The organism is Rossellomorea sp. FS2 (assembly GCF_047915635.1).
Taxonomy (GTDB): domain Bacteria; phylum Bacillota; class Bacilli; order Bacillales; family Bacillaceae_B; genus Rossellomorea; species Rossellomorea marisflavi_A.
In genome coordinates this window covers 1519464-1534849 of sequence record NZ_JBLRVS010000001.1, presented here as the reverse complement: position 1 = coordinate 1534849, position 15386 = coordinate 1519464, and the positions used below count along the sequence as shown (strand labels likewise).

General features: G+C 46.4%; 13 protein-coding genes. 10 read left to right on the top strand and 3 right to left on the bottom strand.

Annotated features, from left to right (window positions below):
- Positions 1-8 precede the first annotated feature (8 nt).
- From ACNA6I_RS08020 to ACNA6I_RS08005, 4 genes are all read left to right on the top strand, one after another.
- Positions 9-1820: an ABC transporter ATP-binding protein gene (locus ACNA6I_RS08020; protein WP_187427086.1), complete on the top strand. Its 1812-nt coding sequence runs from the start codon at positions 9-11 to the stop codon at positions 1818-1820.
- 189 nt (positions 1821-2009) lie between these two features.
- On the top strand, positions 2010-3335 hold the full coding sequence (locus ACNA6I_RS08015) for a cytochrome ubiquinol oxidase subunit I (RefSeq protein ID WP_048004532.1): 1326 nt from the start codon (positions 2010-2012) through the stop codon (positions 3333-3335).
- A gap of 3 nt (positions 3336-3338) precedes the next feature.
- Positions 3339-4352, top strand: a complete 1014-nt coding sequence (locus tag ACNA6I_RS08010; protein ID WP_048004207.1) for a cytochrome d ubiquinol oxidase subunit II — start codon at positions 3339-3341, stop codon at positions 4350-4352.
- Between the two features lie 76 nt (positions 4353-4428).
- The gene (locus ACNA6I_RS08005) at positions 4429-5091 is read left to right on the top strand and encodes a potassium channel family protein (RefSeq protein WP_048004206.1); all 663 of its coding nucleotides are present in this window, start codon (positions 4429-4431) and stop codon (positions 5089-5091) included.
- Between the two features lie 108 nt (positions 5092-5199).
- On the opposite strand, the gene rnjA is transcribed toward ACNA6I_RS08005, so the two are convergent.
- Positions 5200-6867 carry a ribonuclease J1 gene (gene rnjA / locus ACNA6I_RS08000; protein WP_048004205.1) on the bottom strand — a complete coding sequence of 556 codons (1668 nt, stop codon included), beginning with the start codon at positions 6865-6867 and terminating at the stop codon, positions 5200-5202.
- 4 nt (positions 6868-6871) lie between these two features.
- Complete coding sequence (locus ACNA6I_RS07995) at positions 6872-7078, bottom strand: DNA-dependent RNA polymerase subunit epsilon (RefSeq protein WP_048004204.1); 207 nt, start codon at positions 7076-7078, stop codon at positions 6872-6874.
- Between the two features lie 610 nt (positions 7079-7688).
- Between ACNA6I_RS07995 and ACNA6I_RS07990 the strand changes: the two genes are divergently transcribed.
- On the top strand, positions 7689-8459 hold the full coding sequence (locus ACNA6I_RS07990; protein WP_048004203.1) for a Cof-type HAD-IIB family hydrolase: 771 nt from the start codon (positions 7689-7691) through the stop codon (positions 8457-8459).
- A 54-nt stretch (positions 8460-8513) separates the two neighbouring features.
- Here ACNA6I_RS07990 and def read toward each other — a convergent pair whose 3' ends face one another.
- Complete coding sequence (gene def, locus ACNA6I_RS07985; protein ID WP_048004202.1) at positions 8514-9065, bottom strand: peptide deformylase; 552 nt, start codon at positions 9063-9065, stop codon at positions 8514-8516.
- Between the two features lie 286 nt (positions 9066-9351).
- Here def and ACNA6I_RS07980 point away from each other — a divergent pair, with 286 nt between their 5' ends.
- The 5 genes from ACNA6I_RS07980 to lpdA all read left to right on the top strand — a co-directional run bounded on the left by ACNA6I_RS07980 (position 9352) and on the right by lpdA (position 15371).
- On the top strand, positions 9352-10008 hold the full coding sequence (locus ACNA6I_RS07980) for a YkyA family protein (RefSeq protein ID WP_416313139.1): 657 nt from the start codon (positions 9352-9354) through the stop codon (positions 10006-10008).
- A gap of 430 nt (positions 10009-10438) precedes the next feature.
- Positions 10439-11554: a pyruvate dehydrogenase (acetyl-transferring) E1 component subunit alpha gene (gene pdhA / locus ACNA6I_RS07975; RefSeq protein ID WP_048004200.1), complete on the top strand. Its 1116-nt coding sequence runs from the start codon at positions 10439-10441 to the stop codon at positions 11552-11554.
- A gap of 3 nt (positions 11555-11557) precedes the next feature.
- Positions 11558-12535, top strand: coding sequence for an alpha-ketoacid dehydrogenase subunit beta (locus ACNA6I_RS07970; protein WP_048004199.1), 978 nt, complete (start codon positions 11558-11560; stop codon positions 12533-12535).
- 123 nt (positions 12536-12658) lie between these two features.
- Entirely contained in the window at positions 12659-13960 is a 1302-nt protein-coding gene (locus ACNA6I_RS07965) for a dihydrolipoamide acetyltransferase family protein (protein WP_048004198.1), read from the top strand.
- A 4-nt stretch (positions 13961-13964) separates the two neighbouring features.
- Positions 13965-15371, top strand: a complete 1407-nt coding sequence (lpdA, locus tag ACNA6I_RS07960) for a dihydrolipoyl dehydrogenase (RefSeq protein ID WP_048004197.1) — start codon at positions 13965-13967, stop codon at positions 15369-15371.
- The last annotated feature ends 15 nt before the right edge of the window (positions 15372-15386 follow it).

Sequence of the window (15386 nt, the reverse complement as noted above, 5' to 3'; positions counted from 1 at the left end):
TGACTAAGATGAAAAATGATAAAAAAGTGATGAATCGATTCCACTATTCAACCGACCAAGTGATCGACAAGCCATTCAACTGGGGACAGCTTTCACGGCTCCTGACGTATCTGAAGCCATATTCCAAGAAGCTGTTGCCGCTGTCCATCCTGACGGTCCTGATCACAACGGCCGTCCGATTGATCATTCCGATTCTGATCGGGGTGTATACGCTGGATAAAGCCATCCGCCAGAAGGATGGGAATCTGTTGATGACCCTGATCGGTGTGATCGCCGGACTCTATATACTGAGTTACTGTGCCAACATCCTCAGGATACGGTGGATGAATCAGCTGGGGCAGGGCGTGATCTATGACCTGCGCAGGCATCTGTTCAGTCATGTGCAAAGCCTGTCCCACAGATTCTTCGACCAGCGCTCTGCCGGCTCGATCCTCGTCAGGATCATGAACGACATCAACTCACTTCAAGAATTGTTTACAAACGGGGTCATCAATCTATTGATGGATATCATCCTGCTCGCAGGGATCATCGTTCTCTTGTTCACCCTGAGCCCTGAGCTTACCCTCGCCGTCATGGTCATCCTTCCGATCATGTTCTTCATCTCCACCACGTTGAGGAAGAATATCCGGAAATCATGGCAGCTGGTGCGGCTTAAACAAGCGAAGCTCAACTCCCATCTGAATGAGAGCATCCAAGGGGTCAGGGTGACACAGGCCTTCACCCAGGAACGTGAAAACATGGCGTTCTTCGATGGAATCAATACGGAGAACTTCGAGAGCTGGAGAACGGCCACCAAGAAGAATGCCATCTTCAGACCACTTGTTGAAATGACCAATGCTGTTGGTACTGCCGTTTTGATCTGGTATGGTGCCCATCTGATACAGAGCGGTTCCCTGCAGCTTGGAGAATTCGTTTCCTTTGCCTTTTATCTAGGCATGTTCTGGGAGCCGATTTCGCGTCTCGGGCAGGTGTACAATCAGCTTTTGATCGGGATGGCTTCATCCGAGCGGATCTTTGAATTCCTCGATGAAAAGCCGATCGTCCATGAGAAAGAAGAGGCGGTTTCCATAAAAGAAATCGCCGGTCATATCCAGTTCAACGATGTGGAGTTTTCTTATGATGATAAGCGAAAGGCCCTTCAAGGCATCAATCTCGAGATGAAGGCCGGTCAGACCGTAGCCCTTGTGGGACATACGGGATCAGGAAAAACGACCATCGCCAATTTGATCAGTCGTTTCTATGATCCGACGGCAGGAGCGGTCACAATCGATGGGAATGACTTAAGGGATGTATCGGTTGCAAGCCTGCGTAACCAGATTTCCATCGTCCTACAAGATACGTTCATTTTCTCTGGAACGATCATGGATAATATCCGGTTCGGACGTCCCGATGCGACAGATGAAGAAGTTCGACTCGCTGCGGAAGCGATCGGAGCGGACAATTTTATCGGAAAACTGGCAAATGGCTATGAGACCGAAGTAGAAGAACGTGGGAACGTTCTATCTGTAGGGGAAAGGCAGCTTCTTTCTTTCGCGAGGGCCCTGCTTGCCAATCCCCGCATCATCATTTTGGATGAGGCAACGGCGTCCATCGATACGGAAACCGAGGTGAAGATCCAATCGGCCTTGAAAAAATTATTGAAAGGCCGTACAGCCATCATCATCGCCCACAGGCTTTCTACCATCAGGGACTCTGATACTATCTTCGTCCTTGAAAACGGAAGAATAAAGGAAAGTGGGAACCATGATCAGCTGATGGAACAGAGAGGGGATTATTACGACCTCGTAGAATCACAGTTCCGGATGATTGAAGCGATATAGAAGAACATCCCTGCTTATGCCGGCAGGGATGTTTTTTTTCGCCGTGAGAGGGAAAGGAAATCATAACATCGAATACGGTCAGTTTGTGAAGTTTGTCACAAAATAGTCATGTTCACCAATTCACATACTCTTCGATTGTTTTATAATAAGGGTATAACGTACGAGGGGGTATCAGTTTTGGATAGCGTCATGATCAGTAGATTGCTTACATCGAGTACATTGATCTTCCACATCATTTTTGCAACGATCGGGGTGGGGATGCCCATAATGATCGCCATCGCAGAGTTTATAGGCATAAAGAAGAATGATAACCACTATCTCCTTCTGGCCCGAAGATGGGCAAGGGGGTTCACCATCACGGTTGCTGTAGGGGTCGTCACGGGGACGGCCATCGGTCTGCAGCTATCATTGCTATGGCCGTCATTTATGAAAGTAGCGGGGCAGATCATTGCTCTTCCGCTTTTCATGGAAACGTTCGCCTTCTTCTTTGAAGCTATATTTCTTGGTATTTTCCTATATACGTGGGATCGCTTCAAAGGCAAATGGACCCATTGGCTCCTCAACCTGCCCATTATGATCGGTTCCTCGGCTTCGGCCTTATTCATTACGACCGTCAATGCGTTCATGAATACGCCTCAAGGGTTCGAGCTCAAGGACGGCAAAGCAATCGAAATCGACCCGATTGCAGCCATGCTGAATCCTGCCACCCCTACGAAGGTCTTTCATGTGCTTACGACTTCTTATATGACAATGGCCTTCATCCTTGCAGCCATCGCCGCCTATTCCATCCTTCTGAAAAAGGGAGGGGATTATCATAAAAAGGCGCTACGGATGACCATGACAGCCGCGTTGATCTTTTCACTCGGTGCAGCCCTTGCCGGGGATCTTTCAGCTAAATTCCTTGCTGAGCATCAGCCGGAGAAGCTTGCAGCCGGTGAATGGCATTTTGAAACAGAAAAAAATGCAGACCTGATCGTCTTTGGAACAATCGATGAGAACAATGAAATTTCCAATGAGATCCGGCTGCCGGGATTCTTGAGCTTTCTTGCGGGAAGTTCATTCGATACGGAAGTGATCGGGCTGAATGATTTTCCCGAGGATGAACGACCACCCCTTTGGATCCACTACATGTTCGACGGGATGGTGTCGATCGGGATGTTCAGCATTTTCATCAGCTTCTTATTCGTGCTCCTGTGGAAATGGAAGAAGGGGAATGAATTCAATAAACCTCTTCTATGGGGAATAGTTGCAAGTGGTCCCCTGGCCATGCTTGCCATTGAATTCGGCTGGATCTACGCAGAAGTCGGAAGACAGCCTTGGATCCTCAGGGGATACATGAAGATTGCCGAGGCAGCCACACGTGCAGACGGAGTCGCTTGGATCTTCGCCATGTTCCTTGCCCTTTACCTGTTGCTCGGCATTTTATGTGTGGTGGTCCTCATCAGGATGTTCAAAAACAAACCTGCAGAAGCGGAACTCGAGAAACGGTTCCCTGCCAACCGGAAGGAGGAATAGGATATGAGTTTGGAAGTGATCGGGATCTCCGTCCTGTGGATCTTTTTATACGGGTACCTCATTGTAGCTTCCATTGATTTCGGTGCCGGTTTCTTTGCCTTTTACGCCCGAATGAAAGGGAAGGAACACACAATGAATGCACTCATCAGCAGGTATCTGTCCCCGGTATGGGAGGTGACCAACGTGTTTTTCGTGTTTTTCTTCGTCGGTCTGGTCGGATTCTTTCCGGATACCGCTTATTATTACGGGACGGCCCTCCTCATCCCGGGAAGCGTGGCAATCATCCTGCTTGCGATCCGGGGCAGCTTTTACGCATTCAGTAACTATGGATCGAAGGAAAATATAGGGTACTTGTTCATTTACGGGGCCACAGGGTTGTTGATACCGGCGTCTTTATCCACGGCACTCACCATATCCGAAGGAGGCTTCCTGAAGGAAACAGATGACCGCGTGATCTTCCTCGCCGGGAAACTTTTGACGAGTCCCTACTCATGGAGTGTGGTATTTCTGTCAATCGTTTCAGTCCTGTTCATCTCAGCGGCATTTCTGACCTACTATGCCAACAGGGCAGGGGACAAGGCATCAAGGGAGATATTGAGGAAGTTTTCCCTTTTCTGGAGTCCACCCACGATCATCGCCAGCCTATGGGTGTTCTGGTCCCTTAAACAACACAATGAAGAGCATTTTTTGAATGCGATGGATATTTGGTGGATGTTCGGCTTATCCCTATTATTCTTTGTTCTCGCTACATGGCTCATTTATCGCCGCAAGCAATATGGCCTTGCCTTCATATCGGTCATGCTTCAATTCTTTTTCGCTTTCTTCGGTTACGGTGCGTCCCATTTGCCGTACATCCTGAAGCCTTTCATCACGATCGGTTCAAGTGTAACGAACGAAGTGATGGGTACGGCACTCATCATCGTGTTTATAGCCGGCTTGCTTTTACTGATCCCATCCCTGTATCTATTGATGCGCCTGTTTTTATTCGACGCAGATTATGTGAAAGGGAAAAAATGAGTCAGGAACAGCTGACCAACCATTTCCACCTGGATTTTATGCTAAAATAAGGATAGTAAAATAGGGGGTATGGGAGATGAAAAAAGAGTTTGTAGTCATCGGTTTGGGTCGTTTCGGGGGGAGCATCGTACGCTCCCTCGCCGAGCAGGGTATGGAGGTGATGGCCATCGATATGGATGAGGATAAAGTGAATGAGTTTTCCTCCACCGCTTCCCACGCTGTCGTGGCGGACTCCACTGATGAGTCGGTGCTCAAGAGTCTGGGGATCCGCAACTTTGATCACGTGATTGTCGCCATCGGGGATAATATACAGTCAAGCATCCTCACCACTATCATGCTGAAGGAGATTGGCGTGAAGAAGATCACCGTCAAAGCTCAGAATGACTACCATGAAAAGGTCCTGAGGAAGATCGGTGCCAATCAGGTGGTTCATCCTGAAAGGGATATGGGGAGGAGGATCGCCCATAATATTGTTTCGAATAATGTACTCGATTACCTGGAACTGTCGGATGAGCATTCCATCGTTGAGCTTGTTGCCAATGAGAAGCTCAGCGGGAACAGCTTGATCGACCTTGATATCCGGGCAAAATACGGGATCAATATCGTGGCGATCAAAAGGGACCGGGATATCATCGTGTCTCCTCAGGCTGAAGAGGAGATACAGGAAGGGGACATCCTCATCGTGATCGGTGCCGACACTGATATCAATCGCTTCGAGAAGAAAATCCTGTGGACATAAGAATAAAGCAAAAGGATGGCCCCTTCTTACCAGGGCCATCCTTTTTTGATGGGGAACGAAGTGTATAAAAAGGGCAGGTTCATAGCGAACCTGCCCTTTTAAGGTGGATCAGACTTCCATGATGATCGGAAGGATCATAGGACGACGTTTTGTTTTTTCGTATAGGAATGGAGCCAGTGTATCCGTGATTTCATTCTTGATTTCTGACCATTGAGTGGTCCTTCTTTCAAGAACCTTGTTCAGGTGTTTTGAGATCAAGGTCTGTGCTTCATTGATAAGGTCACCGGATTCACGCATATAAACAAATCCGCGTGAAATGAGGTCAGGGCCGGAAGCAATCTTGAAGTCCTTCATATTGATGCTGACCACGACAATGACAAGTCCTTCTTCTGAAAGGATGCGTCGATCACGGAGGACGATGTTTCCGATGTCACCGATTCCGCTGCCGTCGATATAGACATTTCCTGAAGGAATCTTCCCTGCCACTTGAGCAGAATCGCTGCTGAGGGCGAGGACGTCTCCATTATCCATGATGAAACAATTATCTGGATCTACACCGCAGTCAACGCCGAGCTGAGCGTGCATCTTCTGCATGCGGTACTCACCGTGGATCGGCATGAAGAAGGTAGGGTTCATCAGACGGAGCATCAGTTTCATTTCCTGCTGACCACCATGTCCGGACGTATGGATGTTGCTGAGTGGTCCGTGGATCACTTCGGCTCCAGCACGGTACAGGAGGTTGATCGTGCGGTTTACACTGATCGTATTCCCAGGGATCGGCGAAGACGAGAATACAACGGTGTCACCTGGTTGTATCTGGATCTGGCGATGGGTTCCGTTGGCAATACGGGACAGGGCAGCCATCGGTTCCCCTTGGGAACCTGTACACAGGATGGCCACTTCATTCGCAGGCAATCGGTTGATTTGATTATGCTCAATGAAGGTTTCCTTCGGCGCATTGATGTATCCGAGCTCTTGCCCGATGGTGATGGCCGCTTCCATGCTTCGGCCGAATACAGCCACTTTACGGTTATGGTAGACCGCTGCTTCGACAACCTGCTGCAGGCGGTGGATGTTGGATGCGAATGTAGCAAAAATAACGCGGCCGTCCACTTTCCTGAAGATATCGTCGATGCTTTCGCCTACTTTACGTTCGCTCATCGTAAAGTTCGGTACCTCAGCATTTGTACTATCGGAGAGGAGACATAGGACGCCTTCTTTTCCGATTTCCGCCATTTTGGTCAGATTGGCAGGTTCCCCTACTGGAGTGAAGTCGAATTTGAAGTCACCCGTGTGTACGACATTGCCCGGAGGCGTCTTGACCACGATCCCGTAAGAATCGGGGATGCTGTGGGTGGTTCGGAAGAACGTGACGGACGTTTTCCGGAATTTGATCACATCATCTTCTTGGATGATGTTGAGCTTGGCATTGCGGAGAAGGCCATGCTCTTCAAGTTTATTTTTGATCAATCCCATGGCAAGCTTTCCGCTGTAGATCGGAATGTTCAGCTCGCGAAGGAGATACGGAATCCCGCCGATATGGTCTTCGTGACCGTGTGTGATGAAAAGTCCCTTGATTTTATCTACGTTTTTAACGAGATACGTATAGTCAGGGATCACATAGTCGATACCGAGGAGTTCGTCCTCAGGGAATTTAACCCCTGCATCAATCAAGATAATTTCATCCTGGAACTGTACAGCATATGTGTTTTTACCGATTTCACCTAGACCACCGAGGGCAAATACTGCAGTCTGGTCATTCTTGACAAATTTCATCCGATTATTTCTCCAGCTCGAATGATTCTTGGTTTTTCTCGTGTTCTAGAAAAGCGCCCTCGAGCTTTTGCACGAATTCGATGTTGTACGGTTTGTCCTTCAGCTTGAGGCGTACCTCACGCTCTGAATCTGCTTCGATGTAAAGAGAGTCAGTGCATTCGCGAACAGGCACTTCTTCTTTACTCTTTTGATAAAATACTTTGTAAATCATGTGTTTTCTCTCTCCTTATCCGTTTTCAAAACTTTAACTTTCCTCTATGATAAAAAAGTTATCAACATAATGAGTGGGTTGTTACCATACGGTTTACCCATAAATAGATCATTTCATTCCAAGGGCGACAGCCGCCCGGGATCTCTATCATGAATATGTATAGTATGAATTATAAAGGATTCTTCCTATTAAATAAAGTTTTATCAAGATTCCATGCACATAAAGAGCAGGAACGGATCCATTCTTGGAGAAAAAGCTCCCAAAACGGCATCAGTCCCTGCTTATGAAAAGTGACAGTATGACATGCATGTAGATGGACTCCTTCATTTAGGCGATCGTCTTTTTTTTAAGCAATTCTTTCCACTGTTTCATAAGCTTCCTACGCAGCTTTTTGAACATGGATGATCACTCCTTACCTATATTTTACCGAGAAAAAGGCTTGAAGTAAAGATGCCTTACTTCTATTGTACGGAATTTCTTGATTCTCTTACATGGTTAAATATAGTAAATGAAGCGATTACGGCATCCATTGACAATTCCGAAGCGAAAATGTACCTTTATCAACGTCCTATACTTTTGTCATTCCATTATAAGAAAGAGGAGAGTCATAATGTCGAAGATCGTTTTTTTTGATATAGACGGAACATTGCTTGACCACCATAAAAAACTTCCGCCTTCCACAAAACAGGCCATCAGCCGCCTCAAGGATAACGGGACGTTTGTTGCCATCGCCACGGGGCGTGCACCGTTCATGTATGAACCCTTGAGGGAAGAACTCGGCATTGATTCCTATGTGTCCTTCAACGGACAGTATGTTGTATTCGAGAACAACGTCATCTACACGAATCCACTTGATACCGGGCGCCTTGAAGTCCTACTGAAGGACTCGGAAGCCAAAGGGCATCCTGTCGTCCATCTTGACCATGAAACAATGAAGGCCAATCATGAAAATGATGAGTATATCAATAAAAGCATGGCGAGCCTGAAGTTCACCCACCCTGAATTCCAGCCTGAATTCTATAAGGGGAGGGACATTTACCAATCACTTCTATTCTGTGATGAGGAGGAAGAAGGATTTTACCGCGAGAAGTACCCTGAATTCTCCTTTATCAGATGGCACGAACACTCCATGGACATCCTGCCTGACGGTGGATCAAAGGCAGAGGGCATCAAACGGATGATCGACAAGCTCGGATTCCGGATGGAGGATGTATATGCATTCGGAGACGGATTGAACGATATCGAAATGATCAAAGGCGTCGGAACGGGTGTTGCTATGGGGAATGCCGTAGAAGAGCTGAAACGGCATGCTGATTTCGTGACGGCGGATGTGGCAGATGACGGAATCTCTAAAGCACTGAAAAAACTGGGCTTGATTTAACTGATAGAAAAAAAGGACTTCCCGGAACAACGGGAAGTCCTTTTTTCACGATTATCATCGTTCGATGGGGATGGCGTCGGGAATCGGTTCGAACGGGTTCTCATGATCGATATGGTCATAAAACATCACGCCGTTCAGGTGATCGATCTCATGCTGGAATACGATGGCGGCGAGACCTTTCAGGCGGATTTTGATTTCGTTGCCGTCCACGTCCCAGCCCTTTACCGTGATACGGGCATACCGCGGAACGAATCCCGGCACATTCCGGTCGACAGACAGGCAGCCTTCACCTGACGTCAGAAAGGCTTTTTCGATAGAATGACTGATGATTTTGGGGTTGAAGAGCGCATAACTGTATAGGCGCTCACCATCTTTCACGTTCACGGCGATCATCCGTTTCAGGACATTGATCTGTGGAGCTGCCAAGCCGATACCCGGCCTTAATCCGTACTGTGCGGAAAGCTCGGGGTCCTGACTGTTTTTAACATACTCTAGAAGGCTTGAGAGGATTTCTTTATCTTCCTCTGAAGGTGGCAGTTTCACTTCCTGTGCAACCGACGTGAGGGAAGGGTGGCCTTCACGGATGATATCTTTCATTGTGATCATAATGGTTTTATTCCTCCTCGAATGCAACGGTCATCATCTGACGATTACCGTTGCTCCATGTAAATCTGATGCGCGGTATGCGTGCAATAGAATTATTTTAACACTTCATACACAAAAAGTTAACGAATCTAGCAGGAGTCAAGAATACCGGAGCCACGGGGGGCATAGTAATAGAGTACAGGGTTTCCTGTGTATAGACATATTCCGACAGGGGGAACTCCCTATTGTCAAAATCTGCAGACATCGATATAGTAGAAGATGGAAAAAACGTTAGGGGGATCTGATCGTGTCGAAATTCCGTTTTGCAATCGTGACAGGTGCTGTCGCACTTTTATTGATGGGGTGTTCAGGGACATCATCACCGGAAGAAAGTCTTCATGATGTCATGGAAGATACCGTTTCCAAGGAAAAGCCGTATGCTGAAGCCCAAAAGCCGCTACAGGAGCTTGAAAAGAAAGAGCAAAACCTGTATGAGACCATCATGGGACTTGGAATGAAGGAAATGGACAAAATCCAGGAGCTTTCAGATGAAGCGCTGGAGAATGTCGATAAGAGGAAAGAGTATATCCAAAAAGAACAAACGTCCATGGACGAAGCAAAAGAGACGTTCGCAGATGCATCCAAATACATAGAGAAACTTGACGACGCAGATCTTAAGAAACAAGCCCAGTCACTGGAGAAAACGATGAAGGCACGCTATGAGCTCCACGCCAAGCTGACGAAATCCTATCTGAGCGTCCTTGACGGGGATAAGGAACTGTATGAAATGCTGAAAAAAGAAGACCTGACAATGGAACAACTCGAAAAGCAGGTCACATCGATCAATAAGGAGTATGAAAAAGTCTCCAAATTGAATGATGAGTACAATGATAAGACGAAAGAATACAATGAAGCAAAAAAAGACTTATACTCCAACGCGGCATTCGAAGAAATAGATGAATGATGGATGGAAGACGGCCACCTTTGCCGTCTTTTTTTATTTGCCCAAAAGTTACTCTATAACAGATCGGTGAAAACGAAACTATTATATATAACAGGTGGTCAGACTTCAGTAATACAGATGGTCCGTGATGTCAATCTGGGAGTAATCTGAATTTATAAGAGAACTTATAAAATATAGCACTTTGTCGTTGACGTACCGAAAATAGGTATTGTAAACTAATAGAGGTGATTTAATATTGTATTAGTCAGCATCCAGTGTTGAGTAGTACAGATCAACCCGATTTTAAAATTGGGTTTTCTTTCTGAGTATTTGTGGAAAACTAGTAACAGTGTGTCCACGGATATGTGGTAAGTCATACTTGATTTGGGTAATCTAAACTTTGTATGTAAAAAACCAAAATAAATGCATGTAGAAAGGATAGGTGACTTCGATGGCTTCTAAATCAAAGAAGGCACAATTCGACGCAGTGAAAACGCTCGAAGAAGTTGAAAGCAAGTTTGAAATGCTCCAAATTTTGAACGAAGAAGGCGAAGTTGTAAACGAAGACGCAATGCCGGAGATCTCCGACGAAGATCTTCAAGAGCTTATGCGCCGCATGGTTTACACTCGTATTCTTGACCAACGTTCCATCTCCTTGAATCGTCAAGGACGCTTAGGGTTCTACGCTCCGACAGCAGGTCAGGAAGCATCACAGATCGCTTCACACTTTGCACTTGAGAAAGAGGACTGGATCCTTCCAGGATACCGTGATGTTCCTCAAATCATCTGGCACGGCCTTCCACTAACGAAAGCGTTCTTGTTCTCTCGCGGACATTTCGTAGGAAACCAGGCGCCAGAAGGTGTGAACGTCCTATCCCCACAAATCATCATCGGTGCTCAATACATCCAAACAGCTGGTGTGGCACTCGGACTTAAAAAACGCGGCAAAAAAGCTGTTGCCATCACATATACAGGTGACGGCGGTTCATCTCAAGGTGACTTCTACGAAGGCATCAACTTTGCCGGTGCTTATGCTGCGCCTGCAATCTTCGTGGTTCAAAACAACCAATTCGCGATCTCAACTCCTCGCGACAAGCAAACAGCTGGTAAAACAATCGCTCAAAAAGCGGTTGCAGCCGGAATCCCTGGTATCCTTGTAGACGGTATGGATCCACTTGCCGTATTTGCAGCAACTGCGGAAGCTCGTAAGCGTGCAGTTGATGGACAAGGACCTTCACTAATCGAGACACTTTGCTACCGTTATGGTCCACATACAATGGCAGGGGACGATCCGACTCGTTACCGTACTTCTGAAATGGATACTGACTGGGAAAAGAAAGATCCATTGGTACGCTTCCGCAAATTCCTAGAAGCAAAAGGACTTTGGAGCGAAGAAAAAGAAAACGAAGTCATCGAATCTGCTAAGGAAGATATCAAGCAGGCAATCAAAGAAGCTGATGGAACTCCTAAACAAAAAGTGACAGATTTCATCAACAACATGTTCGAAGAGCTTCCTTACAACCTTAAAGAGCAATTAGAAATCTACAAAGAGAAGGAGTCGAAGTAAGCCATGGCGCAAATGACAATGATTCAAGCGATCACTGATGCACTGCGCACAGAACTACGCAACAACGAAGACGTACTGGTTTTTGGTGAAGACGTAGGTCTAAACGGTGGTGTATTCCGTGCAACGGAAGGACTTCAAAAAGAATTCGGTGAAGACCGTGTATTCGATACGCCGCTTGCAGAATCAGGTATCGGCGGACTATCAATCGGTCTAGCATTGGAAGGGTTCCGTCCCGTTCCAGAGATCCAATTCTTCGGTTTCGTATACGAAGTAATGGATTCAATTTCCGGCCAAATGGCTCGTATGCGCTATCGTTCAGGTGGAGCTTATTCTTCACCTATCACGATCCGTTCACCATTCGGTGGTGGGGTTCATACTCCTGAGCTTCACGCGGACAGCCTTGAAGGTCTTGTTGCTCAGCAACCAGGTCTTAAAGTGGTTATCCCATCAACTCCATATGAGGCTAAAGGTCTTTTGATCTCAGCGATCCGTGATAACGATCCTGTCATCTTCCTTGAGCACATGAAACTATACCGTTCATTCCGTGAAGAAGTTCCGGAAGAAGAGTATACGATCGAACTTGGTAAAGCCGCTGTGAAACGTGAAGGTACAGACCTTTCCATCATCACTTACGGTGCAATGGTACATGAGTCATTGAAAGCTGCCGATGAACTTGAAAAAGAAGGCTATTCTGTAGAGGTCATCGACCTTCGTACAGTAAGCCCGCTTGACATCGAGACCATCATGGCATCTGTCGAAAAGACAAATCGTGCGATCGTTGTCCAGGAAGCTCAAAAACAAGCAGGTATCGCTGCTAACGTCGTTGCTGAAATCAATGACCGCGCGATCCTTAGCCTTGAGGCGCCAGTACTTCGCGTAGCGGCACCTGATACTGTATTCTCGTTCTCTCAAGCTGAGACAGTTTGGCTTCCGAATTACAAAGATGTAATCGAAACAGCTAAGAAAGTACTTGAATTCTAATCCTTTTCGGATAGAAAAAGAAAATAGAAGGGAAGCAACACCCTTCTATTTTCTACTATATAGAGAAAAAAAGATCCATTACATTCATCTATTCAATCATGATAAAACCAGGAGGTAGGATCCATGGCATTTGAATTCAAATTACCTGATATCGGTGAAGGTATCCATGAAGGTGAAATCGTCAAGTGGTTTGTAAAAGCTGGCGATACAGTAGAAGAGGACGACGTACTATGTGAAGTCCAAAATGATAAAGCTGTTGTAGAAATCCCGTCACCAGTTGCTGGTACGGTTGAAGAAGTCCTTGTCGAAGAAGGAACTGTAGCAGTCGTAGGCGATACATTGATCCGTTTCGACGCACCAGGTTACGAAGACCTTCAATTCAAGGGCAGCGACAGCGATAGCGACAAAAAAGAAGAGCCTAAAGCTGATGCAAAAACAGAAGCTCAGGTTCAAGGTACTGCAGAAGAAGGTCAAGAAGTGAGCAAAGAAGAAGTTGACCCTAACAAACGTGTCATCGCAATGCCTTCTGTACGTAAATATGCCCGTGAAAACGGTGTTGAAATCCGTGAAGTATCCGGTTCAGGTAAAAACGGACGCGTACTTAAAGAAGATATCGATGCATTTGCTAATGGAGGATCTGCTCCACAAGCTACTGAAGCTAAATCTGAGGCACCTGCCAAAGAAGAAAAAGCTCCGGCTCCAGTTAAAGCTCCAGAAGGCGAATACCCAGAGACTCGCGAGAAAATGAGCGGTATGCGTAAAGCCATCGCCAAAGCAATGGTGAACTCTAAACACACAGCTCCTCACGTTACACTGATGGATGAGATCGATGTGACAAAACTTTGGGCTCACCGTAAGAAGTTCAAAGAAGTGGCAGCAGAAAAAGGCGTTAAGCTTACATTCTTGCCGTACATCGTAAAAGCATTGACAAGTGCCCTTCGTGAATATCCGGCTCTTAATACATCAATCGATGACGCTACAAGCGAAATCGTTCAAAAACATTACTACAACATCGGAATTGCAGCTGACACAGACAAAGGCCTTCTTGTACCGGTCGTGAAAAATGCAGACCGTAAGTCCATGTTCTCTATTTCAAATGAAATCAATGAACTAGCTGGTAAAGCCCGTGACGGTAAACTTGCCGGTGACGAAATGAAAGGTGCATCTTGCACAATCACCAATATCGGTTCTGCAGGCGGACAATGGTTCACTCCGGTTATCAACCACCCAGAGGTTGCCATCCTTGGTGTCGGCCGTATCGCTGAAAAACCTGTAGTGAAAAATGGTGAAATTGTAGCGGCACCTGTGTTAGCATTATCATTGAGCTTTGACCACCGTATGATCGATGGTGCTACTGCTCAACATGCACTAAACCATATCAAACGTTTGTTGAACGATCCAGAACTATTATTAATGGAGGCGTAATTCAATGGTAGTAGGAGATTTCCCAATCGAAACAGATACTATAGTAGTCGGTGCAGGTCCTGGTGGATATGTAGCTGCCATCCGTGCGGCACAGCTTGGACAAAAAGTAACAATCGTAGAAAAAGAAAATCTTGGTGGGGTTTGCCTGAACGTTGGATGTATCCCTTCTAAAGCCCTTATCACAGCGGGTCACCGCTTCCACAGTGCCCAGCATTCAGATGACATGGGTATCGTTGCTGAAAACGTAAAAGTGAACTTCGATAAAGTTCAAGAGTGGAAAGCCGGCGTCGTGAAAAAGCTTACCGGTGGTGTTGAAGGCCTTCTTAAAGGAAACAAAGCGGATATCGTCCGCGGCGAAGCGTACCTTGTAGATGCCAACACCCTTCGTGTAATGGATGAAAATTCAGCACAGACGTATACGTTCAAAAACTTGATCTTGGCTACTGGATCTCGTCCAATTGAAATCCCTAGCTTCAAGTTCTCTAAACGTGTAATCGATTCTACTGGAGCGCTAGCTCTTAAAGAAGTGCCGGGCAAATTGGTTGTCATCGGTGGAGGTTACATCGGTACGGAACTTGGTACAGCTTATGCCAACCTTGGTTCTGAAGTAACGATCCTTGAAGGCGCTGACGATATCCTCATGGGCTTCGAAAAGCAAATGACAAGCATCGTGAAAAAAGGCCTCAAGAAAAAAGGCGTAGACGTTGTAACTAAAGCTATGGCTAAAGGCGTTGAAGAAAGTGACAACGGCGTAGTCGTGAAATACGAAGTGAAAGGCGAAGAGAAAACAGTTGAAGCGGATTATGTTCTTGTAACTGTTGGACGCCGCCCTAACACGGACGAAATCGGTCTTGAAGAGCTTGGTGTTGAAATGAGCGACCGCGGTGTTATCAAAGTCGACAAACAATGCCGCACAAACATTTCAAATATCTTTGCAATCGGAGACATCGTAGATGGTCCTCCACTTGCTCACAAAGCTTCATATGAAGGTAAAATTGCTGCAGAAGTCATCTCTGGTGAGCCTGCAGAAGTTGATTATCTTGGTATTCCTGCTGTTTGCTTCACAGATCCTGAACTAGCGACTGTAGGTCACTCTGAAGCTTCTGCAAAAGAAGAAGGAATTGAAGTGGTTGCAGCGAAATTCCCATTCGCAGCAAACGGACGTGCCCTTGCTCTTAACGAAACAGAAGGCTTCATGAAGCTGATCACCCGTAAAGAAGACGGACTCATCATCGGTGCTCAAATCGTTGGTGTCGGTGCTTCTGATATGATCGCTGAACTTGGTCTTGCAATCGAATCCGGCATGACAGCAGAAGACGTTGCCATGACGATCCATGCTCACCCAACTCTTGGTGAGATCTCAATGGAAGCTGCTGAAGTAGCGATGGGAAGCCCAATTCACATCATGTAATACAAAAAAAGATGA